We start from the raw sequence: 25,078 nt of genomic DNA on the forward strand, positions 1-25,078 counted from the left end.
GAGCCGGATCAAGCGGGCAGGAGCTGCAGGCAAGCCGAAATGTCGGGCAGGCCGAAGTGTCAGGCAAATGAGCGCTCCTGAGATGGCTGCTTCAGTCAGGGTCGCTTTTTGGCAGGGTCTCTTTTGGCAGGGCCGCTTTTGGCAGGGCTGCTTCAGGCGAGGCAAGGCGGCAGCTCTTGCGCACAAGCGTGCAACTGGCGCAGAGGCAATTCATGACCAATCGCAACATGAACGCGCCGGGCTATTGTGACAGGCCCGAAAGCAACAGGATAGACAGGGCCAGAGACAGGGATAGCGACAGCGACAGCGACAGGCTGGAGCGGTTCGCACGCCATATCATCCTGCCCGAGCTTGGCGGGGCGGGTCAGGCAAGGCTTGGCCAGTCCCGTATCGTGGTCATCGGCGCAGGCGGAATTGGCTCGCCTGCCTTGCAATATCTGGCCGGCGCCGGCATCGGCCACATCGTGATCGTGGACAGCGATAGCGTCGATGCCGCCAATCTCCACCGCCAGACGATCTTTGCCCCCGCCGATCTGGGCAAGAGCAAGGCGCGGCTCGCTGCTTCCTGGATCGGCCGCTTTGATCCCTGCATCACGGTGCGCGCAGTAGAAGAGCGGCTGACGCGCGACAATGCCGAGGCGATCCTGTCAGGCGCGGATGTCGTGCTGGATGGCTGCGACAATTTTGCGACCCGGCTCGCCGTGTCGGACAGCTGCGTAGCGCTGGGCGTGCCTCTGGCAAGCGCGGCGATCGGCAGGTTTCAGGGCCAGGTTGCCAATTTTGCCGGTCATCTGCCGGATCAGCCCTGCTACCGCTGCTACGTCGGCGATGCGTTCGACAACGATGATTGCGACACCTGCGCAGAACAGGGCGTGCTGGGGGCCTTTGCAGGCATGATCGGCTGTTTCGGCGCCATGCAGGCCATGCGCATCCTGCTCGATGGAGTGGCCGCGCTCGGCGATCCGCAATGGGGCCGGCTGCACCTGATGGATGGGCTGGCGCCATCGCTGCGCACGATCCGCATTGCGCCCGATCCTGCCTGCACCGCCTGCGCCACTGTTTCCGCCGCATCCGGCTGACAAGCAGCTGGAAGCGCACAGCCTCTCGACCGGCTGCGTGCCTTCTTTTCTAAACCTTGCCCGCAAAGGCGCGCGGTCAGCGCTTGCGACACAATAATCCGGCATAACTCGACACGAGGCAGGCTAATCACCATATAAATCCCATGGCATCAGACACAAACCCCGCAACGACCGTCGGCATGGCACAGGCTCTGGAGCCGCTGGTTGCGCGTGTTCTGGCCGGCAATCCTTCCGCGTTCACTTTCGAAGGCACGCAGACCTACATCGTGGGTGCAGGCACCGACGTGGCGATCATCGACCCCGGACCTGACGATGCTGCACATCTCGACGCGCTGGTCGCTGCCATCAACGGCCGGACGGTGGCGGCAATCTGCTGCACCCACACCCATCGTGATCATTCCCCGGCGGCGGCACCGCTGCGGCGGTTGACCGGCGCTCCGGTAATCGGTTGCGCCCCGCTCGCCATCCCGTCCATCGGCCCGCGCAGCGATGCACCCTTCGATCCCGATTATGCGCCAGATCGCGTGCTTGGCGACGGCGAGCAGGTTACCGGCGAGGGCTGGACGCTGACAGCGCTGGCGACGCCGGGCCACACATCGAACCATCTGTGTTATGCGCTTCCTGAAACAGGAGCCCTGTTTACCGGCGACCATGTGATGGGCTGGTCAACCACGGTGGTCTCACCGCCCGACGGGGATATGGCGGACTACATGGCCAGTATGGAAATTCTCCATGCGCGTGAGGACCGCATCTATTATCCTGCACATGGTCCGGCGGTGGAAAATACCCGGCAGCTGGTCCGCGGCATGATCGGGCATCGACGCCAGCGCGAGCGTCAGATCGCGAAGCGGCTGGGCGAAGCGCCGCAGACCATCCCCTCGCTGGTTGCCACCATGTATGCAGGGCTGGATTCGCGGCTGATCGGTGCGGCCGGCCAGTCGGTGCTGGCACATCTGATCGACATGGAGCGCAAGGGCCGGGTCAGGCAGGATGGTCTCGATTGGGTGCTGACTGCCTGAACAATGGACCGGTTTGCCCGCGCAACCGCACAGCATGCACATTCCCAAGGCAGCGCCGCGCCGATATCACTGTAATTCGCAGCCCGCTGTGCCTAGATATATAGCGAAGTGTCACGATGTCCGCCTGGGCGCGTGCTGCCAGACCACGAGAAGAGCCAGAACATGACCGCACCAACGCACCAGAACCTTACCGGCATGGACTTGCGCGAAGAGATCGACCGGTTGCGCAAGGAACGCAATGCCGTGATCCTTGCGCATTATTACCAGAAGCCGGAAATACAGGATCTTGCCGATTTTGTCGGCGACAGCCTGGAGCTGTCCAGGAAGGCCGCCGCGACCGATGCCGATGTCATCGCCTTTTGCGGGGTGAAATTCATGGCTGATACCGCCAAGATCCTCAGCCCGGACAAGATCGTGGTGCTGCCCGACATGGATGCAGGTTGCAGCCTTGAAGACAGCTGCCCGCCCGACAAGTTCCGCGCCTTTCGTGCCGCCCATCCCGATCACATCGCGCTGACCTACATCAATTGCTCGACCGAGGTGAAGGCGCTGTCCGACGTCATCGTGACGAGTTCGAGTGCGGAAACCATCCTCGCGCAGATCCCGCGCGACCAGAAAATCATCTTCGGCCCTGACCGGCACCTTGGCGGTTATCTGAACCGCAAATTTGACCGAGACATGCTGCTATGGCCGGGCGTTTGCATCGTGCACGAAGCGTTTTCGGAAACAGAGCTGCTCAAGCTGCAGCAAAAGCATCCCGATGCGCCGATCGCCGCCCATCCTGAATGTCCGCCGCACATCATCGAACATGCCGATTACGTCGGCTCGACCAGCGGCATATTGCAATATGCGCGCACCATGCCTGGCGACACGCTGATCGTGGCGACAGAGCCGCACATCATTCACCAGATGGAGCTGTCGCTGCCCGCCAAGACCTTCATCGGCGCGCCGGGCGCAGATGGCAACTGCAACTGCAACATCTGCCCCTACATGGCGCTCAACACCATGGAAAAGCTTTATGTGGCCTTGCGTGACTTGCAGCCGCGCATCGAGATCGAGGAAGGGCTGCGGTTGAAAGCGAAGCAAAGCCTTGATCGCATGATGGAGATGGCGTCCGGCACGATCGGCATGGGCGATCTTGGCCGGGCCTAGCAGCCGGACGCGCTGCGTCATGCAGGAATGTCATCCTGGAGAGGCACTGCTGGGCGTTACGCAGCGCCGCTGCTGCCCCTTGCCACATCGCCGGCTGAACCGGGGCCGGCGTTCTGTCTTGCACGCTGCCGGCGGAGCTTGCCGATGAGGGCGCGGCTGCTGTCCGCGTTTGCGCAGATCAATGCAAGCTACTGGTTCTACCCGGCACTGTTTGCGATCATCGCCTTTGTCATGGCGCTGGTCACCATACATCTCGACCGCGCCTTTGCAGCCGAGCTTATTTCCAGCCGCGATTATCTGGTGCCCGCCCGCCCGGATGGAGCGAGCACCATGCTGCAGGTGATTGCGGCAACCACCATCGGCGTCGCCGCTACGGTGTTTTCAATCACCATTGCCGCTGTCGCTTATGCAAGCGGCACGTATGGCCCACGCCTGCTCACCAATTTCATGGAAAACAGGGGCAACCAGCTGGCTCTGGCGACGTTCATCGGCACCTTTGTCTATGCCATCATGGTGCTGCGCACCGTCCGGGCAGAGGACGAGGCACCCGCAACGACAGCGGGTGCGGTTGCCACTGCGCTGCCCGGTTTTGTTCCGCAATTGTCGCTTGTCGTTGCCACCGGGCTGATGCTCGTATCGATCGCGGTGCTGGTCTATTTTCTCAACCACATTCCAGCGTCGATCCGGATCAACACGGTGCTGGAACAGATCGGCCAGCGACTGTTGCGACAGATTGCAGACCGCTTTCCCAAGTCCGGTTCCGGCGCGGAACAGATCGCGGATGCCCGGCAAGGTGCGCCGGTCGCAGCAGAGGTTGCAGGTTACGTGGAGATCATCGACTATGAAGGCTTGCAGGACATTGCCTGCCGCGAGGACGTGGTGATCATCCTTGCTACCGAAGCGGGCGACTTCCTGCACCCCCCCATGCCGCTGGTGCATGTGTGCGGTCCGCCGCTGGACACTCAAAGCGCTGATGATGTCCGCAACTGCTTTGCGCTTTCCGGCCTCAGAACGCCGACCCAGGATCTGCGCTTCCTCCTTGACGAACTGGTGGAGATCGCCTTGCGAGCCCTGTCCCCCGGGATCAACGATCCTTTTACCGCGATGACCGCACTGCACTGGATCGGCGCCGCAACAGCGCAATTGGGCGGGCGGGTGCTGCGCCAGGAAGGCGGCGGGCTCGCACGTGACGAAGCGGTTCCTCGGGTCATCCCTCTGATGATGGATTTTGCAGGCTATGTCGCAGCAGGCTTCGGCGCCAGCCGTTCCGCTGTCGCGACCAGCCGCAAGGCAGCGCTTACCATGTATGATGCGCTGGAAAACGCCGCCAGAGCGCTGAACAGCCGCGATCGCGTGGAGGTCCTGCTGTCAGAGGGGCATGCCTTGATGGCGCAGACCAAGGACAGCCTGACCGGACCCGATCTGGTCGAAGTGCGCGCCCGCTACCTTGGCTTTTGCCAGGCCCTGACGAACGGGTAACACAGTGCGCGCTCTCATTCATGATTCCAGGTTAAGGAGCATGATCTCGGGAAAGCCGGCCTTCAGCGCGACGATTGCAGCCTTGCCAGGACCAGCGCGGCTGCCATCAGCACCATCCCGATCATATCGGTAAGCGACACCAATTCGCCGAACGCCAGCCAGCCGGCAAGCGCAGCAATTGCCGGTTGCGTCAGCAGCGCCAGCCCGATCACCAGCGGGCGAAACCATGCCAGCGAATAGATAAGCAGCCCCTGACCCACCACCTGGCTGCCCAGCATCAGCGCCAGCAGCGGTGTCCAGTCCTGTGGCATGATGTCCTCGCCAAGCAGCACCGCCATACCCAGCAGGACCGGCGCCCCTGCGATGGTTGACCACAGCAGCACGTTCCACTGTCCGAGCCGGTCGCGCGCCGGACGCAGCATCAGGATGTATACGGCATAAAAGGCCCCCGCGAGCAGGCAGAACAGGTCGCCCACCAGACTTTCGCGGCTGATCTCGAGCGAGCTGCCCATCAACAGCGCTGCCCCGCCCAGCGCGGCACCGACAGCGGCAAGTTCCATCATGCGCGGCAGCCGGCGCGCGGCAGCAAGGCTCCACGCCATCAGGATAATGCCACCCGAATTGCCAAACAGGGCGGCATTGCCCAGCCGCGTCTGTTCAATGCCAACGTGCCAGCTTGCAAGGTCAAAGGCAAAAAACACGCCTGCGCCGACAATCAGCAGGAACAGCGGTCGGCCAACCCGCAACGCGGAGCCTGTTTCACGCCGGGCCAGCAATGCCAGCAGCGGAACTGCCAGAATCAGTCGCCAGAAGCCAGCCGCCACCGGTCCTGTATCAGCCAGCCGCACCAGCCAGGGCCCCAGCGCCAATGCGACATTGCCGATCAGCAGCGCGGCAAAGCGCATGGCAGGCAGCCGGGAGGCGGTGATGGTCATATCCGAGCAGAGCGTTCGGCAGGAGCGGCGCAGGCAAGGATCAGCCTGCCGGCGCGTTGCCTTGGCGGCTGTCGGCAGGCGCACCGCCAGTGGCTGTATCCTGAACCGCTTCGACAGACCCGGCGCGGGGGTCATCACCGGAAGCACCGCCGCGCGCGAGGCCGCTTGCTTGCCGCCCCTGCGCGCCTTCGTCCGGGTCGGGCTCGGCCAGTTCGCCTTGCGAGCGCAGCTGATCGAGCGGGATCATGGCATCGTCGATCGTGCCGGGCAGCACAGCGCCTTCGGCTGCTCGGCCTTCGGTCGGCACGGTATCGCTGTCTTGCTGGCAGGCGGACAGCGCAAGCATGGCCGCCAGCATCATTTGAATCTTTACGGGCAGCATGGTGCAGATCTATCCTTCATTAAAGGTGTATTCAGCAGGCCGGCTCGGAGCGACGGTTCAGCGCCGCCAGGAAATCAGGCAGCCGGCCCAGCAGCGCTGCGTCCCATTGCACCGGTGTTACTTCATGGCCAAGGCGTGCCATGCTCGTGACGCCGAAATCGGTAATTCCGCACGGCACGATCCCGGAAAAATGCGCAAGATCGGGCGCAAGGTTCACTGAAAATCCATGCATGGTGACCCAGCCCCGGACCCGCACGCCAATGGCGCCGATCTTCGCTTCGCGCCCGTCGATATCGTCGGTCCAGATTCCGATCCGCCCTTCGGCGCGTCGGCTGGTCACGCCCAGATCGCTCAAGGTGGCAATGACCCACCCCTCGAGCGCGTGTACAAACCCGCGCACGTCGCGATTGCTGCGCGCCAGATCCAGCAGCACATAACCGATCCGCTGCCCGGGCCCATGATAAGTGAACTGCCCGCCGCGCCCTGCCTTCACCACGTCGAACCTGGGATCGAGGAGGTCGGCATCGCGCGCACTCGTGCCGGCGGTATATACAGGCGGGTGTTCCAGCAGCCAGACAAGCTCCGATGCCGCGCCGTGCCGGATGGCGGCGTTGCGCTGCTCCATGCAAGCCAGCGCTTCGCGATAGGGGACCTCTCCTTCTTCCCGCCATTCGATGCCGCAATGTTCGACGCCTTGCTCCATGGCATTTGCGTGGCGGCAAATCACGTGCCAAGCAAGAGCCATGGCGATTCCTCCTGAACGAAATGAACCTGCGCGCGCCCGCTTTGTTGCCGGTCCTGCGTGGAACAGAGCAAGCAGCATGATCGCTGCCAACCGGGAAATGCTGCTGGTGCTTGCCGGCGTGTTCTTCCTGTTGCCGCAGTTGATCGTTACCTTTGCGCTTCCCGCTGTTCCGGCGGGGCTGGAAGGTGAGGCGCTGGCAGAGGCGATCGGCGACACGTATCTTGCGTGGTGGCCGCTGCTGCTCGGCTCGTTGATCGTTCAGGCACTGGGCCTGCTTGCCGTGGTGGCGCTCCTTGCCGACCCGGCGCGACCCACGGTGGCAGAAGCAGTGCGGCGGGGCACAGCCGCGCTGCCAACCTACATTGCAGCGCAGCTTGTGGTGGTCGCCGGCGTGGGATTGTTGATGCTGCTGGTGCTGCTGCCATTTGGCTTCACCGGCAATGCAGGGATCGTGGCGATCGGCACCGGCATCGCGTTTGCCGCTGCCCTTTACATGCTTGTCCGGCTGTCGCTGCTTGCGCCTGTCATCATCGCAGCAAACCTGCGCAATCCGTTCGACGCACTGCAACATGCCTGGACGCTGACCCGCGGACAGGCAGGGCGGCTGCTGTTCTTCCTCATGATGCTGTCGCTGGCCGCGCTTGTCATCTACATGGTGGCCAGCATCGTGCCCGGCTTGCTGGTGCTGCCGATCGCCGGCGCCGATACAGCGGCGCTGGTCGTGGGGTTGATCGGGTCAGTGGTGGCGGCGGCCTATTCGCTGATCCTCGTTGCCGTGCTGACGTCGATCTGGTTTCAACTGGCGCAGCGGCCCGGTTGAAGCTGGCCCGGTTGAAGACGCCTGTCGTAGCCGGCAAAACCCGACCAAGGCGCTGAAGTCCACATAATCAGGCTGGCGCGCCAGCCCTGGCATGCATGCCGATCCGGCCAGAAGCGTGCGCACCATCATGCAAGCTGTGCTGGCTTGCGTCCGCTTGATCCTTCCAGCCCCAGAACAACCGGCAGGGGAGAACATTCAGCGGTTCGAAATCGGATTCGATGCGGGAAAAGCGCCTTGCCATGAAGCTGCGTGCCCTGGCTGAAAACTGGTAGACTAGGAAAGCGCCGCCGGCGCGAAGCACTTCATGCGTTGCATCGACGATAGCCGGGCCCACTCCGTCGGGCAGAGTGGAAAACGGCAGCCCGGACAGGATATAATCCGCCCCTTCGTGCCCGCGCGCAGCGATGATTTCCTGTACATCCGCAGCAGAGCCCAGCACCGCGGTAAAGCGACCGTCCGTGACGGTGCGGTTGAGATAATCGATATAAAGCGGATTGGTGTCGATCACGATCAGCCGGGCGTCCCGCTTCATCCGGTCGAGCACCGGCTGACAGAACGTGCCGACGCCTGGACCATATTCGACAAACAGATCGCACCTTTGCCAATCCACCCGCGACAGCATGCGATTGATCGTGAACCGTGATGAAGGGATGATCGAGCCAACCATCACCGGATGCTGGACAAACCCTTTGAAGAACACGCCCCAGGGTCCGAGCGCCTGCTCAACGCTGCGCTTCGCCCTGCGCGCCAGTGATTGGCGCGCCAGTTGTGTGCCCGTCATGAAAAGAGATCCCGTATTTCGGCCATGGTTGGCCTGCCGCGTGACAAATAGAGCCGGTTTTGGCAAGCGTCCAGTTGCCTCGACAAGCGCCGTCGCGCAGGTGAGCGCGCGTTCCCGTGGTGCGCCCCGTCTGATGCCGTTACAGGATTTCCTGCAGTTTTTCGACCGGCCGGCAGAGCCGCACACCCTTTTCCGTCTCCACCAACGGCCGTTCGATCAATGAAGGTTGCGCCGCCATCGCCTCAAGCACCGTGTCATCATCAGCGTGCAGCAGGCCGCGTTCCTCTGCATCGGTTGCACGCAAGCGAAGCCCCTGTTGCGGAGTGATGCCCGCATCTTGGTAAAGCTTGCGCAGCTGTTCCGCCGTGGGCGGATTGGCAAGATAATCCACAATTTGAAGCCTGATTTCAGGAATGTCCTGCAGCATGGCCAGAGCAGCGCGTGATTTTCCGCAAGCCGCATTGTGCCAGATCGTTGCCTTCATCGTCACCGTTCCTGCTGGTTTGCCTGCATGGTGCAAGGCCGGGTGGGCGGGCGGTGCGACGCTTCACAACATGCCGCGATCCGAAATGATCCACCCTCACGCGTGCCGCTTGTGTCCTGCTGTCGCGCAGATCATCCGCCTGGCCTGTAGTTGCAACACGCGGGCAATGGGACCGTATGGACACCGCGCTGCGAGCAATCAGTCGGCACGAAGTTCAGAAAAACCTGCCCATGATGCCACGGGACAGCCGTATCGAAACACGCGCTGCCGGTGCGATCCTGTCTGCGGAAGGCCGACGCAATACGCCGGCTTTGCAGCTTCAGCCCTGGCGCGCCTTGAACCGGCGATTGGTTTTGTTGATCACATAAACACGTCCGCGACGGCGGATTACGCGGTTGTCACGGTGGCGGTTCTTCAGCGACTTGAGGCTGTTACGAATCTTCATCTTGCAGTTCCATCACGAGGTCGGTCGCGGGCAATCGGCGTGCATCGAAGCACGAGTGGCAGACCCGCCAGCATCGAAGCCGGGCGGTTAGATGGGCGACCCTTGCGAGTCAAGTACGACAAGCCCGCGCCACATCATTTCCGCCACGCCGGGCCTGCCTCACGCGCAGGACCTGGCCTGACGCACGGGATCTGGCCCGCGCTTCACCCTTCCGTGCTATTGCGAAGGCCGGTTAGCCGCTTTTCCCATTGCAAGGCATCGCCAATGATGCCGGCAAGATCGGCATGGCGAGGCTGCCATGGCAGGGTGGCCATGATCCGGCTGTTGTCCGACACCAGCGACGGCACATCGCCGGCACGCCGCGCCTCCATGACCCGCGGCACCGGCTGCCCGACAACCTTGTCGACCGCGTCCAGCACTTCCAGAACCGAAAAGCCGCGGCCGTAGCCGACATTCATTGTCAGGCTGCGCTCCGGCTCGCTGATCAGTGCCTCAAGGGCGAGCACATGGGCATCGGCAAGATCCGACACATGGATATAGTCGCGCACCCCGGTGCCGTCAGGTGTGGGGTAATCGTCACCGAACACGCCAACCGCACCACGTTTGCCCAGCGCCGCCTCGACCGCAACCTTGATGAGATGCGTGGCACCGACGCTCGACTGGCCACTGCGCGCGTCAGGATCAGCGCCGGCGACATTGAAATAGCGCAGCACGCAATGGTTGAGGTCATAGGCTTGCGAGCAATCGGCAAGAATGCGCTCGGTCATGAGCTTGGACATGCCATAGGGGTTTACCGGCAGCAGCGGCCGATCTTCGGCAAGTGGCTCCAGCCCGGGCTCTCCATATACCGTGGCGGTAGACGAAAAGATCATGTGCCGCACACCGCCGCTTACCGCCGCGGCAATGAGGTCACGGCTCTTGGCCGTATTGTTTTCATAATATTTTAGTGGATCGGACACCGATTCCGGCACGATGATCGAGCCGGCGAAATGCAGGATCGCCTGCGTACCCTGTTCGGCAAAGATGCGCGCCAGCAATTCTGTGTCGGCAATGTCGCCCTTGTAGAAGGGAACGCCATCGGGGACTGCCCAGCGAAACCCGGTCACAAGACTGTCGATTACCGCCACTGGCCAGCCCCGATCCTGCAGTGCCAGCACAGCGTGGCTGCCGATATAGCCTGCACCACCGGTCACCAGCACCGGAACTTTTGTCTCTTCGCCGAATTGCTCCATAAATGGCCGGTAGCCAATGATGATCGCCAAGGTAACCCCTCGGAAGCTTTTTTGGCGGTAATGAAAAATGCAGTGGCCGGTTTACGGCAGGCTGATTTGCAGCATGCCGGTGGTAAACCGCAATATGCCGATCATGGCACAGGAATACGGCACAAGAATACGCCGACCACTGGCAGCCGATGGCCAATGCGGCATGGGAGAATGGGCATGATGAACCGTTTCAAGATCAGCCTGCCGGCAAGGCCGTTGCTCATGCTGGCTCCGCTTGTGCTTGGCGCCTGTGCAACAGGAGCAGCGCCGGTGGAGGTCACGCGGTTCAATGCACCTGCACAATTGGCGCAGCTTGGCCGCGGCACCATTGCGGTGACAGCCGCGCCGGGAATGGCCGCCGATTCGCTGGCGCTGGAGCCTTGGCGGGCAGCAGTGGCAGCAGAACTGGCGCAGGCGGGTTACACGCCGGGTGGAACAGGCGCTGCCGGACAGGTCGCCGAGATCCGCGTGCAGCGCGATGCATTTCGCCCGGGTCGTGAACGCGGACCGGTAAGCGTGGGGGTCGGTGGATCGACCGGTGGCTATCGTTCAGGCGTGGGCATCGGTGTCGGGCTCGATCTTTCCGGCCCGCCTGCCGAGCAGGTCGCGACAGAGCTTTCCGTCGTCATCCGCGACACCGCGACAGGGCAGTCGATCTGGGAAGGACGGGCAGAACAGATGGTCAAGGCAGGCTCGCAATTCAGCGATACGCGCGCGGCGGCTGAACGCCTTGCAAAGGCGCTGTTTGTCGATTTTCCCGGTACGTCGGGCGAAACCTATACGGTGAAATGACGAACGCATGGCAATCGGGCATACAGGGGCACAAGTGAACGACATCATGATCAACGCCGCCTTCGACAGCGGCAATATACAGGTGACGAGGATTGCCGGGTCAGAAGCATGGCTGACGATCCGGCCGGACAAGGACAGCCATTTCCTTCAATGGTTTTATTTCCGTGTCGCAGGAGCAGCGGGCCGCGAACTGACGCTGCACATAAATGGCCTCGCCCGTTCAGCCTATCCTGATGGGTGGCAGGGTTACAAAGCCTGCGTTTCGGAAGATCGCGTCGAATGGCTGCGAGCCGATACGGATTATGATGCGCAGGAAGACGGCGGCACGCTCACCATTCGCCACGCGCCTGCCGGTGATCTGGCCTGGTTTGCCTATTTCGCGCCATTTTCCATGGAACGGCACAATGATCTGATCGCTGAAGCCGCTCTGAATGACGGCGTGACGCACCGCACGCTTGGCCTGTCGCTCGATGGGCAGGCAATCGACTGTCTCGACATCGGCGATGGGCCAAGGCAGGTGTGGCTTTATGCCCGCCAGCATCCGGGCGAATCCATGGCGGAATGGTGGATGGAAGGCGCGCTCGACATGCTGACCGATCCGGCCGATCCGATTGCCCGATCGCTGCGGCGTCAGGCAAGCTTTCACATCGTGCCCAATCTTAACCCCGATGGAACGCAGCGAGGACATCTGCGCACCAATGCGATCGGCACCAACCTCAACCGCGAATGGCACGAACCCAGCGCAGAACGATCGCCCGAAGTGCTCGCGATTCGCAGCGCCATGGACGCGACCGGCGTGGATTTTGCCATGGACGTGCACGGGGATGAAGCGATCCCGGCGGTCTTCCTTGCCGGGTTCGAGGGGATTGCCAACGCCACCACGCGGCAGACGGCAGGATACAAGCTTTATTCAAAGCTGCTGCTGGCGCTGACGCCCGATTTCCAGGCAACACGCGGCTACCCGATTACCCCTGCGGGAAAGGCGAACCTTGCCATTTCCACCAATCAGGTGGCGCAACGCTACGGTGCGGTGTCGATGACCTTGGAAATGCCGTTCAAGGACCATGACGACATGGCTGATCCGGACAGTGGATGGAGCCCCGAACGCAGTGCCGCCATGGCCCGCTCCTGTCTCGGTGCGCTGCACCAATGGCTGGCGCAGGAGGATGCGGATCAGCCGTGACCGGACCGCCGCGGCGCTTTTCCCCTGCCTCGCTGCTGGTCTAACGCTGCGCGCTCGTCTAACGCGGCCAGCATGGATGATACCGCCACTCCGCTCCTGCTTGCGCAGCGTCTGATCGCGTGCAGCAGTATCACACCTGCACGGGGCGAAGTGTTCGATTGTCTGCAGGCCATGCTTGAGCCGCTCGGCTTTGCTGTCCACCGCACGCTGGATGGGGTACCGGCTGCCACGACCAACGCTGATACCAGCACCACTGGCACAAGCATCATTGGTCCGGACACCATCGGCTTGAGCACAATCGGCGCTAACGCTGCCGAAGCGCCGGTTGAAAACCTGCTTGCGATCCGCGACGGACCGCCCGGCAGCCGTCATTTCGCCTTTGCTGGCCATCTCGACGTGGTGCCGGCGGGCGATGGCTGGCATTCGGATCCGTTCGAGCCGGAAATCCGGGGCGACCTGCTCTACGGGCGCGGCGCGGTGGACATGAAAGGCGCGATCGCCGCCATGGTCGCCGCTGTGGCCAGAGTGCCGCAGGATGCCGGCACCATCAGCTTCATCATCACCGGGGACGAGGAAGGCCCGGCGCGGCACGGCACGCTGGCCTTGATGCAGCACATGGCAGCACGCGGCGTTCGCCCGGACCTGTGCCTGGTGGGTGAGCCGACTTCGGTTCACCGGCTGGGTGATACGATGAAGATCGGCAGGCGCGGGTCGGTGAACATTTTTCTCGAGGTGTGCGGCACGCAGGGACACGTCGCCTATCCGCAGCTTGCCGATAATCCGGTTCCTCGTCTCGTGGCGATGCTGGCGCAGCTGGAAGCACTGGTCCTCGATGATGGCACCGACTGGTTTCAGCCATCCAACCTTGAAATTACCGATATTTATGTCGGCAATCCGGCGCATAATGTCATTCCCGCAATGGCACAGGCGCGCATTTCCATCCGCTTCAACGATCGCCACACCGGCGCGCAACTGGGCAGCCGGGTCATGCAGATCGCGCAGCGCCATGGCGGCACGGCAAGACCGGTCATTTCGGGCGAACCTTTCCTGACGCGGCCTGGGCATTTCTCCTCACTCCTCGCCGCTGCAATCCGCGAGGAGACGGGGCAGGAGGCCGAGCTGTCCACCAGCGGCGGCACATCCGATGCACGCTTTTTGAACGCTTTGTGCCCGGTCATCGAATTCGGCCTGTGCAATGCCACCATGCACAAGCGCGATGAAGCCGTTGCCATCGCCGATCTCGATACCCTTGCTTCCATTTACCGTCGAACAGTCGTGGCAGCATTGCTGCACCGGGATGAACAAGAATGAATGGCGACAGCGCCGCCATTGCCGCACAGAGCGCCGCCAATGTGGATACCACGGACAGGCACAAGCGGTTGCAATGGCGCATCCTGATCGGGTTCATCACCGGTCTGGCCGGCGGGCTTGCAGCCTATAGCCTTGCGCCCGATGCCGTCTGGCTCGACGCGATCATCGAATATGTGACGCAGCCTGTCGGCCAGATCTTCCTGCGCCTGCTGTTCATGCTGGTCATTCCGCTGCTGTTTTCCGCACTGGTGGTCGGCATCGCCGAAATGGGCGAAATTGGCGCGCTGCGGCGCATCGGCATCCGCACGCTTGTCTACACGGTGCTGGTGTCGGGCATCGCGGTGCTGCTGTCGATCGGGCTGGTCAACCTCCTGCAACCGGGTCGCGGCGTCGATCCCGCCGAGGCCGCGGAACTGCTGGCCCAAGGCGGCGAAAGCGCTTCCAGCATTGTCGAGGCATCCGCAACCAGCACCACGGGCATTGCGCAGGTGGTGAACATCGTTCCCTCCAACATCATCTCGGCCATGTCGAGCAACGACATCCTTGCCGTCATGTTCTTCGCGCTGTTTTTCGGCATCGGCCTGCTGCTGGTGCAGACACCCCGGACAAAATCGCTGAAGGATGCGATTGAAGGCGTGTTCGAAGTGGCCATGCGCCTGATCGGGATCGTGATTCAGCTGGCGCCGATCGCCATTTTCTGTTTCATGTTCAACCTGTCAGCGCAGTTTGGCTGGGATCTGCTGGTCAAGCTCGCTGCATTCGTGGGTGTCGTGCTGCTGGCGCTGGGCATCCAGATGTTCGGCGTCTTTCCCCTCCTCCTGAAGTTCCTTGCAAGCAAAAGCCCGCTCGCGTTTTTCCGCGAAACGCGGGAGGCAAGCGTCATGGCGTTTTCCACCGCCAGTTCCAACGCCACGCTGCCCACCGCGCTGCGCGTCGCCGACGACCAGCTCAAGCTGCCGCGCCGGGTTGCCCGGTTCGTGCTGACCATCGGGGCGACCGCGAACCAGAACGGCACCGCCATGTTCGAAGGGGTGACCGTCCTGTTTCTGGCGCAGTTTTTCGGGGTTGATCTGGCTTTTACAGACCAGCTGTTCGTCATGCTGATCTGCATCCTTGCCGGAATTGGCACAGCAGGCGTGCCGGGCGGGTCACTGCCGGTCATTGCGCTGATCCTGGGCGGGGTTGGCGTGCCGCCCGAAGGCATCGGGCTGATCCTGGGGGTCGACCGCTTTCTCGACATGTGCCGCACGACATTGAACGTGGTCGGCGATCTGGTGGCGGCCACAGTCATCAGCGCCGGCGCCACCGGTGAGGAAATTGCCGAGCCGGCCTAAGGTTTGGTCATCATCGCCAGCCGGCTGGCGATGATGCCTTGCGCCTCTGCCATGATCCGGTCGATCAGTTCGCGCACCGTCGGAATGTCGTGGATCAGCCCCTGCACCATGCCGGCGGTCCAGATGCCATGGTCGGGATCGCCAGTGACCAGCCCGTCCCGCCCGCGCGTGCCCCTGACCAGATCAATGATGGCTTCGAAAGGCTTGCCTTCACTTTCCAGCCGGAATGCTTCCTGCGAGATGGCGTTCCTTGCCACGCGCGACGTGTTGCGATAGCTGCGGAACAGCAGTTGCGTCGCGCGCTCGTCATTGGCGACGATCGCTTGCTTGATGCCATCGTGGATCGGCGCTTCGCGGGTGGCGCAAAAGCGCGTGCCCATGTTGATCCCTTCCGCGCCCAGCGCCAGCGCCGCGACAAGCCCGCGCCCGTCACCAAACCCGCCACTGGCGATCATCGGGATCTTCACCCGGTCGGCGGCAGCGGGAATCAGGATCAGGCCGGGAATGTCGTCCTCTCCGGGATGGCCGGCGCATTCGAAGCCGTCGATGCTGATCGCGTCGACGCCCATCCGTTCGGCCGACAAGGCGTGACGAACCGCGGTACATTTGTGGATCACCTTGATCCCGTGCGCCTTGAACGCGTCCACATGCTCCTGCGGCTTGTTGCCCGCCGTTTCGACAATTTTGATGCCGCTTTCAATGATTGCCTGGCGGTATTCGGCGTAGGGCGGTGGGTTGATAGATGGCAGGATGGTGAGGTTTACACCGAACGGTCTGTCGGTCATGTCGCGGCAGCGGGCAATCTCGCGCACCAGCGCCTCTGGCGTGGGCTGGGTCAGTGCGGTGATGAAGCCCAATGCGCCTGCCTGTGCCACCGGCGCGACAAGCTCCGCTGTGCCCACCCATTGCATGCCGCCCTGTGCGATCGGATGCTCCACCCCGAACATGCGGGTGAAGCGCGTGGAAATGCTCAAGCGGCCGACCCTGCGTTGCGGCGGTCTGCGATCAGCCCGTCGATGAGCGATGCATCGGCAAGCGTGGACGTATCGCCCAGTGCATCGAACTCGTGCTCCGCAATCTTGCGCAGGATACGACGCATGATCTTGCCCGAGCGCGTCTTGGGCAGCGCGGGCGCGAACTGGATGTGGTCAGGCGTGGCGATGGGGCCAATCTGTGCCCGCACCTGCTGCTTCAGCTCGGCGACAAGGGATTCTGTCGGTTCGATCCCGGCGTTGAGCGTGACAAAACAATAGATGCCCTGTCCCTTGATGTCGTGCGGGAAGCCGACGACGGCGGCCTCGGCGACATCGTGGTGGCTGTCCAACGCGCTTTCCACTTCGGCTGTGCCCATGCGGTGTCCCGACACGTTGATGACGTCATCGACCCGGCCGGTAATCCTGTAATAATCGTCCGCATCGCGCCGGCAGCCGTCGCCGGTAAAATACTTGCCCTTGAAATGCGCAAAATAGGTGAGCACGAAGCGGTCGTGATCGCCATAGATGGTACGCGCCTGCCCCGGCCAGCTTTGCGTGATGCACAGCAACCCTTCGGCCACACCATCAAGAACCTTGCCATCGTTATCGACCAGTTGCGGCACCACGCCGAAGAACGGCTTGCCAGCACTGCCGGGTTTCATCCCGTGCGCGCCGGGCAGGGTGGTGATCATGATCCCGCCGGTTTCCGTCTGCCACCAGGTATCCACGACAGGAATGCGACTGGCGCCGACATGCTCGTGATACCATTGCCATGCTTCGGGGTTGATCGGTTCACCCACGGAGCCCAGCAGGCGGAGCGACGAGAGGTCGTGCCCCTCGACGTAGCTTGTCCCTTCCCGCATCAACGCGCGAATGGCGGTGGGCGCGGTGTAGAAGATGTTGACGCCATGACGCGCGATGACTTGCCAGAAGCGGCTGTGATCAGGAAAATTGGGCACGCCTTCGAACATCAGCACACTGGCTCCGGCCAGCAGCGGGCCATAAACGATATAGCTGTGCCCGGTGACCCAGCCGATATCGGCGGTGCACCAGAACAGCTCGCCGGGGCGGTAATCGAACACGGCGCGAAACGTCGTTTCTGCCCATACGGCATAGCCACCTGTCGTGTGCAGCACACCCTTGGGCTTGCCGGTGGAACCGGAGGTATAAAGAATGAACAACGGATCTTCGGCCCCCATCGGCTCGCACGGGCAGGTGTCGGCGACATCGCGCGACGCTTCGTCATACCAATGGTCGCGCCCTTCCTGCATCGGCACCGGCGCGCCTGTATTGCGGACAACCAGCACCGCCTTTACGGCCAGTTTTGCGAGCGCTGTATCGATGTTGGCTTTCAGCGGCACGATGCGGCCGCCACGCCGGCCTTCGTCGGCGCAGATCACGTATTCACTGGCGCAATCGGCGATCCTGCCGGCGATGGCATCGGCGGAAAAGCCGGCAAAGATGACAGAGTGGACTGCCCCGATGCGTGCGCAGGCCAGCATGGCAATCGCGCCTTCGACGATCATGGGAAGGTAGATCGTAACCCGGTCGCCCCTGCCCACGCCCATCGCCTTCAGCGTATTGGCGCAGCGCACGACTTCGGCCTGCAGTTCACGATAGGTAAGCCGGCGCACTGCGCCATCGGGATCGTCCGGCTCGAAAACAATGGCACGATCATCGCCGCGGCCCGCCGCCACATGCCTATCCACCGCGTTGTGACAGATGTTGAGCACGCCATCTGCAAACCAGCGGATCTCAACCGGGTCGAACGATGATTCGTCGCCCCGGGTCGGCCGCTGCTCCCAATCGAGCCTGCTCGCCTGCTCGATCCAGAAACGATCCGCCGTGCCCGCTACAGACCCGATGCTGCGCGTGTATTGTTGCTCATATTGCGCAAGCGTGTTGCTTGTCTGACCATATGATGCGGGAACAGAGATGGTTTCTTCCTGTGCTGCGCTCAACGCCTGTTTCCTCCTGCGATCGATTCCAGATTGTGACCATGCCGTGCGTTCCTGTCGTGGTAAAGACATCTGCGACGCCTTGCCTTGCAGCAATGCCCGTTTGCTCGGCACGGCCGTCACTTTCCGGAACGTTCAAGCGACCATCCGAACCGCTTGACCCGATCTGTGCCTCACGCGCATGCATCGGTCACCTCACGTTCAGGCAACCGGGCCAAGGCGTATTCCGATCAGGCAGGGCGATTGTGCGTTGTTGCAGGATCGAGATGGGCTACAACATTGAAATGGCTGCAGGATGGAAATGGCAGTCGACACGTTAGGCGCAACATGAACGACAGCGGCATTGCCATCATAGTCCCGACGTACAACCGGGCGACCCTGCTGCCCGATTGTCTCGATTCGATTTTGACACAAATGCAGCCGGCCGATCGCCTGATCGTGGTCGACGATGGTTCTGCCGATGACACGCAGGCCGTGCTCGCCCGTTACGAGCACCGTGTCGCGCCGATGAAGATCGAGAACAGCGGCAAGGCGGCTGCGTTGAACATCGCGCTGGAGAGGGCCGATCTGGAATTTGTCTGGATCGTCGATGACGATGATGTGATCGCGCCAACCGCACGTCAGGATCTGATGCAAGTGTTCGCAGCCGATCCGGAGGCGGACATCGCCTATGGCCGTCATCTGAGGTTCCACGCCGATCCGCAGTCCGGGGAACGGGTGCTGGACGAGACCGGCCACTGGACCCATTGTGAGCCCGAGCGGTTCCTTGTCGCCACACTCGAAGACATGTTCGTGCACCAGCCAGGCATGATCGTGCGCCGCGGGCTGTACGACAAGGTGGGTCCGTTCGACACTGAACTGAACCGCTCTGTCGATTATGACATGCTGATCCGGCTGGCGCTTGCCGGACGCGCGGTTGCGTCGGACACCGTCGTTTTCTACCAGCGCCAGCACGACGGGATACGTGGAAGCGAGGCACAGCCGGTCGATGCCGGGGATCGTGAGGATGTGTGGCAATCCTACGATTTTGACATCTTCAACCGCCTGTATGAAGAATTGCCGCTTGCCTGCTATCTGCCATCGCGGCGGATCGACGGGCCGGCCGACCTCAGGGCGGCGCTCATCCAGCGTGGCGTGGTCATGGCCCGCAAGAACCTGTGGGATCAGGCCATTGCCGATTTCGAGCAGGCTCTGAACGAAAGCACAGAACCGCTCGGTCCGCAGACCCGCGAGGTAGCGCGCAAGATGTTTTCATCGAAATACGGCTGCGATCAGCTCTTGAACGACGAGCCCGTGGTCGCTGACGTGGCAAAGCTGGCGCGCAGATCTCCCGCCGGGCGCCAATTGGCAAGGGCAATCGCTCGCGGCATGTACTGGCGCATCCGCGAGGCGGCACAGCAGCTTCGCTTTGGCAAGGCGGCGCGCTACAGCGCCGCTGCTGCCGCGCTGGAGCTTGCTTCTGCAAGGCAGGCTGCCGCCACACAGACAGAGCCGCTGGCCAGACAGGCCGAAGAGGCTTAAGGAACGCGTTTCGCGGGGAGCCATCTGCTCGTCCGGCAGGCTGCAAGGAAAGCCGATGAAGACGAACCAGGCTGTCCGCGTAGGCTTTCGCGTCGGCAAATATCCCGAGATCAGCGAAACTTTCATCGATGCGCAGATTGCCGATATGGCGAGCCGCGGCTTCGCCGTGTCCTTGCTGGGCGATACGGTCGCTCCCGGGACAGGCTCGGGTGTGGCGGTTTACCAGACGCTGCCGCGTGGTCGCGTGGCACAAAAAATATGGCCCATGCTGCCCTGGCGCATGCGGCAGGCCTGGATCGCCGCAACGGAACGACGCTGGGCCGCGCGCAACGATGTGATCGTGTGCAATTTCGGCTGGTTTGGTGCGCAGTTCGAACGCTTCACGAGAGCGGGCCAGCGACCACCTTTTGTCACCATCTTTCACGGCGCCGATCTGTCCCGCAACCTGCGTGACGAGGGTGAAAGGATCTACGATGATCTGCTGGCCAATTGCGACCTGCTGCTGACTGTCAGCGATCTTTATCGCCGGCGCTTGCTCGAGCTTGGCGCACCGGCTGAAAAGATCGCGGTGCAACGCATGGGCGTGGACCTGTCGCAACTGGCGTTCACGCCGCGCTCTCCCGATCGACCGGTCAGCAGGATCCTGCACGTCGGCCGGCTGGTGGAAAAGAAGGGAACCGAATTTCTGCTGCGCGCCTTTGCCGCGACGCGTTCCGACCCTGGCATGAGTGCGATAACACTGGATATCGTCGGCACCGGCCCGCTGAGATCCGGGCTGGAGCAGCTTGCTGCCACGCTTGCAATTACCGACCGGGTGAATTTTGCCGGCGCACTGCCGCATGACACGGTTCGCGCGATGCTTGAAAAAACCGATCTGTTCATATTGCCCAGTGTCACTGCGGCCGATGGTGACATGGAAGGCGTACCGGTAGCCTTGATGGAAGCGATGGCCAGCGGCATCCCTGTAATTTCCACCCGACACAGCGGCATACCGGAACTGGTCGAACATGAGGTGACTGGTCTGCTTGCGGACGAACGGGATGTGGAACAACTGGCCGCGCAGATCCGCCGCATGGTCGCTGATGCAACGCTGCGCAACAGGCTGGTCCACGCCGCTCGCGAACGCGTCGAGCAGCAGTTCAACCGCAAGCGCCTGCATGACGCGCTTGCAGACATGCTGCGTACCCTGGCGCGCCGGTAACGAAGGGCAGTCATGCCATGGATGGCAATGCGGGCGCCTCTTAAATCAGGCGTCGCGGTGCAGTCCCGACCAGCCAGCGCTCACCAGGCTATGCGTGATCAGCCGGTGCGGGACAGCCGTGCATCCTGCAAGATTTCTATAGAGCCAATGCGGCGGCCATTGCGCTGGCCCAGGCCCACTGGAAATTGTAACCCCCTAGCCAGCCTGTTACATCCACTGCCTCGCCGATCGCGTAAAGCCCCGGCATGCGGCGTGCTTCCATGGTGCGCGAAGACAGTTCAGCGGTACTGATCCCGCCGGCGGTGACCTCTGCCTTGGCAAAGCCTTCGCTGCCTGTGGGGCAGAACTGCCACTGCCGCAGCCGTTCCTCGGCCTTGCGCAGGGCGGCGTCGGACATGTTGCCGATATCGTGCGGAAGCATCAGTTCAGCGCCAAGGCGGTCGCACAAGGCCTGCGCCAGTCGCTCAGGCAATTCGTCGCGTAACATGGCGCGCAAGGCAGCCCGCGGTGTGTTGCGCTTTGCAGCAAGGAGCCAGCCTGCATCCCGACCGGGCAGGAAATCAACGCTGATCGGCTCTCCCTTGCGCCAGTAGGATGACACCTGCAGGATGGCTGGCCCGGACAGCCCGCGATGCGTGAACAGCGCCGCCTCGGTAAAGGCTGCCGGTCCGCTGCGGGCAATCACCGGAGCCGACACTCCGGATAATTCGCGAAACAGCGCCTCTGTCCCGCCAAGCGTCAGCGGCACCAGCGCGGGGCGCGGCTCCACCACTTTCAAGCCGAAGCGGCGGGCCAGATCATAGGCAAAGCCGCTCGCGCCAAGCTTGGGGATCGCTGGACCGCCGGTGGCGATCACAAGGCAGGGCGCGGACCAGCTGCGTTCGCCCGCCGTGACGCGAAATCGGCCGTCGGCATGGCTGACGTCGGTTACAGATGTGTCATAGCGTTGCACCACGTTGCCGCGGTCACATTCGGCCAGCAGCAGGTCGACAATCTGGCGTGCCGACCCGTCACAGAACAGCTGGCCAAGCGTCTTTTCATGCCAGGCAATCCCGTGGCTTTCGACCAGTGCCAGGAAATCTGCAGCGGTATAGCGGCTGAGCGCGGATTTGTGAAAGTGCGGATTGGCTGAAAGGAAGCGGTCTGGCGCGGTATGGATGTTGGTAAAGTTGCAGCGCCCGCCGCCCGAAATCAGGATCTTCCTGCCCGGCCGGTCGGCGTGATCGAGCACCAGCACCCGGCGTCCACGCTGCCCGGCAAAGGCAGCGCACATCAAGCCTGCCGCACCGGCGCCCAGCACGACGACGTCGAACGGATCGGTCAGTATGGCCATGCCGTCCGCGTCATCGGTGTGTGCCGGAGGGCATGGGTCAGAGCAGTTCGACCGCCATCGCCGTCGCCTCGCCGCCGCCGATGCACAGGCTGGCGACGCCGCGCTTCAGACCGCGGTTTTCAAGCGCCGCCAGCAGCGTCGCCACGATCCTTGCGCCCGATGCGCCAATCGGATGACCCAGCGCACAGGCACCCCCGTTGACGTTGAGCTTGTCACGCGGAATGCCCAGTTCGCGCTCGGCGATCAGCGCCACGACAGCAAAGGCCTCGTTGACTTCGAACAGGTCGACATCATCGACGCTCCAGCCGATTTTCTCCATCAGCTTGCGGGTGGCATAGACCGGAGCAGTGGTGAACCATTGCGGCGCATGCGCATGCACGGCATGGCCGACGACCTTGGCAACAGGAGTCATGCCCAGATGCTGCGCGGTGCTGAGCCGGGTCATCACCAGCGCAGCCGCGCCGTCCGAAATCGAGGAGGCATTGGCCGCAGTGACGGTGCCTTCCTTGGCAAAGGCCGGCTTGAGCTTGGCTATGCGGGCAGGATCGGCCTTGAACGGCGCTTCGTCTTTGTCCACCACGGTGTCGCCCTTGCGGCCATGCACTGTAACCGGCGTGATCTCGCGTTCAAAGGAACCATCTTCGCAGGCACGCAATGCCCGGGTCAGCGACAGGACAGCATATTCGTCCTGATCCTCGCGGCTGAACTGGTATTCGCGCGCCGCATCCTCGGCAAAGGAGCCCATCAGGCGGCCGTTATCATAGGCATCCTCGAGCCCGTCAAGGAACATCGAATCCTTGACGCTGTCATGCCCGATGCGCGCGCCGTCGCGATGCTTGAGCAGCAGGTAAGGCGCGCTGGTCATGCTTTCCATGCCGCCGGCCACCACGACACTGGCGCTGCCGGCGACCAGCGCATCATGCGCCATGATCGCGGCCTGCATGCCCGATCCGCACATCTTGTTTACCGTGGTGGCAGGGACGTGCTCGCCAAGGCCCGCGTACATGCCCGCCTGTCGTGCCGGTGCCTGCCCCAAGCCTGCGGGAAGCACACAGCCCATGTAGATGGCGTCGACATCATCACTGTCCACACCGGCGCGCGCCACCGCTTCGCGCACCGCCGTTGCGCCAAGATCGGTGGCCTTGACTGTGCCGAGCACCCCTTGCAAACCGCCCATCGGCGTGCGCGCATAACCTGCGATTACGACAGGATCTTCAACCGGTTCGTCTGACATTGAGCAGCCTTTCGTCAATCATTTCGATATTAAAGATAAGTATTTTCCAGCCCGTAAACAGCCCGTCGGGCAGGTGTTCGGACCAAGGTTGTGCTGCGCTGTGTCATATCAAGGGGCGGCAAGGCAACCTGAATGCGTATTCACTTGCAGTGAGCGCCTTCGCAAATGGCTCATGTTGCAGGGGCTGAACGGATGCCGGCTCCAGCGTGCAGACCCGCTTTGCCCCACTGCTGACGTGCCGGTGGATCTTGCGATTTTTCGCCAAAAGCACGAAAGAAGATTTCTGAATCGCGAAACATTGTCATGCTGGTTTTTCAGCACTGCAAGGATGCCATGACACAAGCCGCCACAAATTCATCGAACCTTCCCCCGCTCGAACTCTATGTTCCCGAGCCGCCTGCCCGGCCCGGCGAGGAGGTGAGCTTTGCCCATGTCGATCGCGGCGAGGCAGGAGCCGTGCGCCGCCCCGACAGCGCCGAGCGGGAAAAGGAGATGCGCGATCTTCCGTACAAGCTGATCCGCGTGCTCGATGACGAGGGCAAGGCGGTGGGGCCATGGAACCCGATGCTTGGCGCCGATACGCTGATCAAGGGTTTGCGGGCAATGATGCTGACCCGCGTTTTCGATGAACGGTTGTTTCGCGCTCATCGGCAGGGCAAGACCAGCTTCTACATGAAATCGAGCGGTGAAGAGGCGATCTCGGCAGCGCAATCGCTGGCACTCGACAAGGGGGACATGTTCTTTCCCACCTATCGTGCGCTCGCCTGGCTGCATGCGCGCGATTACCCGCTGACCACCTTGTGCAACCAGATTTTCTCTAATGCCGAAGATCCGTTGGCGGGCAAGCAATTGCCGATCCTGATGTCGGCGCGCGATTATGATTTCTACTCCATTTCCGGCAATCTGGGTGTGCGGTTTGCCCATGCCGTCGGGTGGGCAATGGCGTCGGCTTACAAGGGTGGCCACAACATATCGCTAGGCTATGTGGGGGACGGCACCACGGCCGAGGGCGATTTCCACGAGGCGATGACCTTTGCCAGCGTGTTTCGCGCGCCAACCATCCTGTGTGTGACGAACAACCAATGGGCTATCTCCAGCTTCGCCGGTTTCGCGCAGGCGGAACAGGTGCCGTTCGCGGCCAAGGCGCTCGCCTATGGCATGCCGGGGCTGAAAGTGGACGGCAATGATTTCCTCGCCGTGTGGGGCGCGACGATGTGGGCAGCGGAACGCGCGCGCACCAACAATGGCCCGACCCTGATCGAGTTCTACACCTATCGCGCGGAAGGCCATTCCACCTCGGACGATCCGACCAAATACCGGCCAAGGGACGAAGCATCCAAATGGCCGCTCGGCGATCCTGTCGAGCGGTTGAAGGATCACCTCATCGCCAACGGCGACTGGGACGAGGAGCGGCACGCAGTTCTGGTCGAGGAGTTGAAGGAACAGGTGAAGCACGCAGTGAAGCAATCGGAAGCGATCGGCACGCTGGGTCAGTCCAAGCCGCCGCTTGCCGAAATGTTCGAGGATGTGTTCGAGACGCCGGACTGGCGCCTGCGCGAACAGCAGCGCGAACTGTTTGCCAGACGCGGGCTCGACTCCGCCGGCAATCCTGCGGAAAAGGAGGGCTGACGATGGCGCAGACAGATACGCAGAC

Annotated in this window: 23 protein-coding genes; 12 read left to right on the plus strand and 11 right to left on the minus strand. The window is 62.5% G+C overall.

The annotated features are described in order from the left end of the window. Positions 1-212 precede the first annotated feature (212 nt). The 4 genes from RM533_RS06170 (at position 213) to RM533_RS06185 (ending at position 4,729) form a co-directional block, all read left to right on the plus strand. Positions 213-1,079, plus strand: a complete 867-nt coding sequence (locus RM533_RS06170) for a HesA/MoeB/ThiF family protein (protein WP_311340334.1) — start codon at positions 213-215, stop codon at positions 1,077-1,079. A 143-nt stretch (positions 1,080-1,222) separates the two neighbouring features. After that, positions 1,223-2,098 (plus strand): MBL fold metallo-hydrolase, encoded by an 876-nt coding sequence (locus RM533_RS06175; protein WP_311340335.1) that lies wholly within the window; start codon positions 1,223-1,225, stop codon positions 2,096-2,098. Between the two features lie 162 nt (positions 2,099-2,260). Next, positions 2,261-3,250 (plus strand): quinolinate synthase NadA, encoded by a 990-nt coding sequence (gene nadA, locus RM533_RS06180; protein WP_311340336.1) that lies wholly within the window; start codon positions 2,261-2,263, stop codon positions 3,248-3,250. A gap of 144 nt (positions 3,251-3,394) precedes the next feature. After that, positions 3,395-4,729, plus strand: a complete 1,335-nt coding sequence (locus tag RM533_RS06185; protein ID WP_311340337.1) for a DUF2254 domain-containing protein — start codon at positions 3,395-3,397, stop codon at positions 4,727-4,729. Positions 4,730-4,791: 62 nt separating this feature from the next. Here RM533_RS06185 and RM533_RS06190 read toward each other — a convergent pair whose 3' ends face one another. Genes RM533_RS06190 through lipB form a run of 3 tightly spaced genes read right to left on the minus strand, consistent with a single transcriptional unit; the run spans position 4,792 to position 6,749 of the window. Beyond that, entirely contained in the window at positions 4,792-5,664 is an 873-nt protein-coding gene (locus RM533_RS06190; protein WP_311340338.1) for a DMT family transporter, read from the minus strand. Between the two features lie 40 nt (positions 5,665-5,704). Next, entirely contained in the window at positions 5,705-6,046 is a 342-nt protein-coding gene (locus RM533_RS06195; RefSeq protein ID WP_311340339.1) for a hypothetical protein, read from the minus strand. 31 nt (positions 6,047-6,077) lie between these two features. Then, positions 6,078-6,749 (minus strand): lipoyl(octanoyl) transferase LipB, encoded by a 672-nt coding sequence (gene lipB / locus RM533_RS06200; protein ID WP_311340423.1) that lies wholly within the window; start codon positions 6,747-6,749, stop codon positions 6,078-6,080. Between the two features lie 40 nt (positions 6,750-6,789). On the opposite strand from lipB, the gene RM533_RS06205 reads away from it, so the two are divergent. Further along, positions 6,790-7,611, plus strand: coding sequence for a hypothetical protein (locus RM533_RS06205; RefSeq protein ID WP_311340340.1), 822 nt, complete (start codon positions 6,790-6,792; stop codon positions 7,609-7,611). Between the two features lie 67 nt (positions 7,612-7,678). On the opposite strand, the gene RM533_RS06210 is transcribed toward RM533_RS06205, so the two are convergent. The 4 genes from RM533_RS06210 to galE form a co-directional block, all read right to left on the minus strand. Beyond that, positions 7,679-8,392 carry a class I SAM-dependent methyltransferase gene (locus RM533_RS06210; protein ID WP_311340341.1) on the minus strand — a complete coding sequence of 238 codons (714 nt, stop codon included), beginning with the start codon at positions 8,390-8,392 and terminating at the stop codon, positions 7,679-7,681. A 139-nt stretch (positions 8,393-8,531) separates the two neighbouring features. After that, on the minus strand, positions 8,532-8,876 hold the full coding sequence (locus RM533_RS06215; protein WP_311340342.1) for an ArsC/Spx/MgsR family protein: 345 nt from the start codon (positions 8,874-8,876) through the stop codon (positions 8,532-8,534). A gap of 319 nt (positions 8,877-9,195) precedes the next feature. Continuing rightward, a complete protein-coding gene (ykgO, locus tag RM533_RS06220) occupies positions 9,196-9,321 on the minus strand; it encodes a type B 50S ribosomal protein L36 (protein WP_202082613.1) in 126 nt (41 codons plus the stop codon). 203 nt (positions 9,322-9,524) lie between these two features. Next, positions 9,525-10,553 carry a UDP-glucose 4-epimerase GalE gene (galE, locus tag RM533_RS06225; RefSeq protein WP_311340424.1) on the minus strand — a complete coding sequence of 343 codons (1,029 nt, stop codon included), beginning with the start codon at positions 10,551-10,553 and terminating at the stop codon, positions 9,525-9,527. 60 nt (positions 10,554-10,613) lie between these two features. Between galE and RM533_RS06230 the strand changes: the two genes are divergently transcribed. The 4 genes from RM533_RS06230 (at position 10,614) to RM533_RS06245 (ending at position 15,203) form a co-directional block, all read left to right on the plus strand. Then, positions 10,614-11,375, plus strand: coding sequence for a DUF4136 domain-containing protein (locus tag RM533_RS06230; RefSeq protein WP_311340343.1), 762 nt, complete (start codon positions 10,614-10,616; stop codon positions 11,373-11,375). 34 nt (positions 11,376-11,409) lie between these two features. Further along, the gene (locus RM533_RS06235; protein WP_311340425.1) at positions 11,410-12,558 is read left to right on the plus strand and encodes a M14 family metallopeptidase; all 1,149 of its coding nucleotides are present in this window, start codon (positions 11,410-11,412) and stop codon (positions 12,556-12,558) included. A 72-nt stretch (positions 12,559-12,630) separates the two neighbouring features. After that, positions 12,631-13,869 (plus strand): succinyl-diaminopimelate desuccinylase, encoded by a 1,239-nt coding sequence (gene dapE / locus RM533_RS06240; RefSeq protein ID WP_311340344.1) that lies wholly within the window; start codon positions 12,631-12,633, stop codon positions 13,867-13,869. Continuing rightward, positions 13,866-15,203 (plus strand): dicarboxylate/amino acid:cation symporter, encoded by a 1,338-nt coding sequence (locus RM533_RS06245; protein ID WP_311340345.1) that lies wholly within the window; start codon positions 13,866-13,868, stop codon positions 15,201-15,203. The genes dapE and RM533_RS06245 overlap by 4 nt, the downstream gene beginning before the upstream one ends. Here RM533_RS06245 and RM533_RS06250 read toward each other — a convergent pair. Continuing rightward, positions 15,200-16,177 (minus strand): NAD(P)H-dependent flavin oxidoreductase, encoded by a 978-nt coding sequence (locus RM533_RS06250; RefSeq protein ID WP_311340346.1) that lies wholly within the window; start codon positions 16,175-16,177, stop codon positions 15,200-15,202. The two genes, RM533_RS06245 and RM533_RS06250, sit on opposite strands and share 4 nt — an antisense overlap. Then, positions 16,174-18,138 (minus strand): acetate--CoA ligase, encoded by a 1,965-nt coding sequence (gene acs, locus RM533_RS06255; protein ID WP_311340347.1) that lies wholly within the window; start codon positions 18,136-18,138, stop codon positions 16,174-16,176. The genes RM533_RS06250 and acs overlap by 4 nt, the downstream gene beginning before the upstream one ends. Positions 18,139-18,462: 324 nt before the next feature. Between acs and RM533_RS06260 the strand changes: the two genes are divergently transcribed. Next, a complete protein-coding gene (locus RM533_RS06260) occupies positions 18,463-19,656 on the plus strand; it encodes a glycosyltransferase (protein ID WP_311340348.1) in 1,194 nt (397 codons plus the stop codon). Positions 19,657-19,711: 55 nt separating this feature from the next. Next, positions 19,712-20,857, plus strand: coding sequence for a glycosyltransferase (locus RM533_RS06265; RefSeq protein ID WP_311340349.1), 1,146 nt, complete (start codon positions 19,712-19,714; stop codon positions 20,855-20,857). Between the two features lie 136 nt (positions 20,858-20,993). Here RM533_RS06265 and RM533_RS06270 read toward each other — a convergent pair whose 3' ends face one another. Both RM533_RS06270 and RM533_RS06275 read right to left on the minus strand, forming a co-directional pair. After that, positions 20,994-22,190: a BaiN/RdsA family NAD(P)/FAD-dependent oxidoreductase gene (locus tag RM533_RS06270; RefSeq protein WP_311340350.1), complete on the minus strand. Its 1,197-nt coding sequence runs from the start codon at positions 22,188-22,190 to the stop codon at positions 20,994-20,996. Between the two features lie 37 nt (positions 22,191-22,227). Further along, complete coding sequence (locus RM533_RS06275) at positions 22,228-23,424, minus strand: acetyl-CoA C-acyltransferase (RefSeq protein ID WP_311340351.1); 1,197 nt, start codon at positions 23,422-23,424, stop codon at positions 22,228-22,230. A 333-nt stretch (positions 23,425-23,757) separates the two neighbouring features. Here RM533_RS06275 and RM533_RS06280 point away from each other — a divergent pair, with 333 nt between their 5' ends. After that, complete coding sequence (locus RM533_RS06280; RefSeq protein WP_311340352.1) at positions 23,758-25,053, plus strand: thiamine pyrophosphate-dependent enzyme; 1,296 nt, start codon at positions 23,758-23,760, stop codon at positions 25,051-25,053. Positions 25,054-25,078: the final 25 nt, after the last annotated feature.

The organism is Croceicoccus esteveae, assembly GCF_031846435.1.
In the GTDB taxonomy this organism is placed as follows: domain Bacteria; phylum Pseudomonadota; class Alphaproteobacteria; order Sphingomonadales; family Sphingomonadaceae; genus Croceicoccus; species Croceicoccus esteveae.

Excerpts from the sequence above, each read along its gene's own strand:
- RM533_RS06170 (WP_311340334.1), top strand. The coding sequence starts at position 213 with ATGACCAATCGCAACATGAACGCGCCGGGCTATTGTGACAGGCCCGAA.
- RM533_RS06175 (WP_311340335.1), top strand. The coding sequence starts at position 1,223 with ATGGCATCAGACACAAACCCCGCAACGACCGTCGGCATGGCACAGGCT.
- nadA (WP_311340336.1), top strand. The coding sequence starts at position 2,261 with ATGACCGCACCAACGCACCAGAACCTTACCGGCATGGACTTGCGCGAA.
- RM533_RS06185 (WP_311340337.1), top strand. The coding sequence starts at position 3,395 with ATGAGGGCGCGGCTGCTGTCCGCGTTTGCGCAGATCAATGCAAGCTAC.
- RM533_RS06190 (WP_311340338.1), bottom strand. The coding sequence starts at position 5,664 with ATGACCATCACCGCCTCCCGGCTGCCTGCCATGCGCTTTGCCGCGCTG.
- RM533_RS06195 (WP_311340339.1), bottom strand. The coding sequence starts at position 6,046 with ATGCTGCCCGTAAAGATTCAAATGATGCTGGCGGCCATGCTTGCGCTG.
- lipB (WP_311340423.1), bottom strand. The coding sequence starts at position 6,749 with ATGGAGCAAGGCGTCGAACATTGCGGCATCGAATGGCGGGAAGAAGGA.
- RM533_RS06205 (WP_311340340.1), top strand. The coding sequence starts at position 6,790 with ATGGCGATTCCTCCTGAACGAAATGAACCTGCGCGCGCCCGCTTTGTT.
- RM533_RS06210 (WP_311340341.1), bottom strand. The coding sequence starts at position 8,392 with ATGACGGGCACACAACTGGCGCGCCAATCACTGGCGCGCAGGGCGAAG.
- RM533_RS06215 (WP_311340342.1), bottom strand. The coding sequence starts at position 8,876 with ATGAAGGCAACGATCTGGCACAATGCGGCTTGCGGAAAATCACGCGCT.
- ykgO (WP_202082613.1), bottom strand. The coding sequence starts at position 9,321 with ATGAAGATTCGTAACAGCCTCAAGTCGCTGAAGAACCGCCACCGTGAC.
- galE (WP_311340424.1), bottom strand. The coding sequence starts at position 10,553 with ATGGAGCAATTCGGCGAAGAGACAAAAGTTCCGGTGCTGGTGACCGGT.
- RM533_RS06230 (WP_311340343.1), top strand. The coding sequence starts at position 10,614 with ATGAAAAATGCAGTGGCCGGTTTACGGCAGGCTGATTTGCAGCATGCC.
- dapE (WP_311340344.1), top strand. The coding sequence starts at position 12,631 with ATGGATGATACCGCCACTCCGCTCCTGCTTGCGCAGCGTCTGATCGCG.
- RM533_RS06245 (WP_311340345.1), top strand. The coding sequence starts at position 13,866 with ATGAATGGCGACAGCGCCGCCATTGCCGCACAGAGCGCCGCCAATGTG.
- RM533_RS06260 (WP_311340348.1), top strand. The coding sequence starts at position 18,463 with ATGAACGACAGCGGCATTGCCATCATAGTCCCGACGTACAACCGGGCG.
- RM533_RS06265 (WP_311340349.1), top strand. The coding sequence starts at position 19,712 with ATGAAGACGAACCAGGCTGTCCGCGTAGGCTTTCGCGTCGGCAAATAT.
- RM533_RS06270 (WP_311340350.1), bottom strand. The coding sequence starts at position 22,190 with ATGGCCATACTGACCGATCCGTTCGACGTCGTCGTGCTGGGCGCCGGT.
- RM533_RS06275 (WP_311340351.1), bottom strand. The coding sequence starts at position 23,424 with ATGTCAGACGAACCGGTTGAAGATCCTGTCGTAATCGCAGGTTATGCG.
- RM533_RS06280 (WP_311340352.1), top strand. The coding sequence starts at position 23,758 with ATGACACAAGCCGCCACAAATTCATCGAACCTTCCCCCGCTCGAACTC.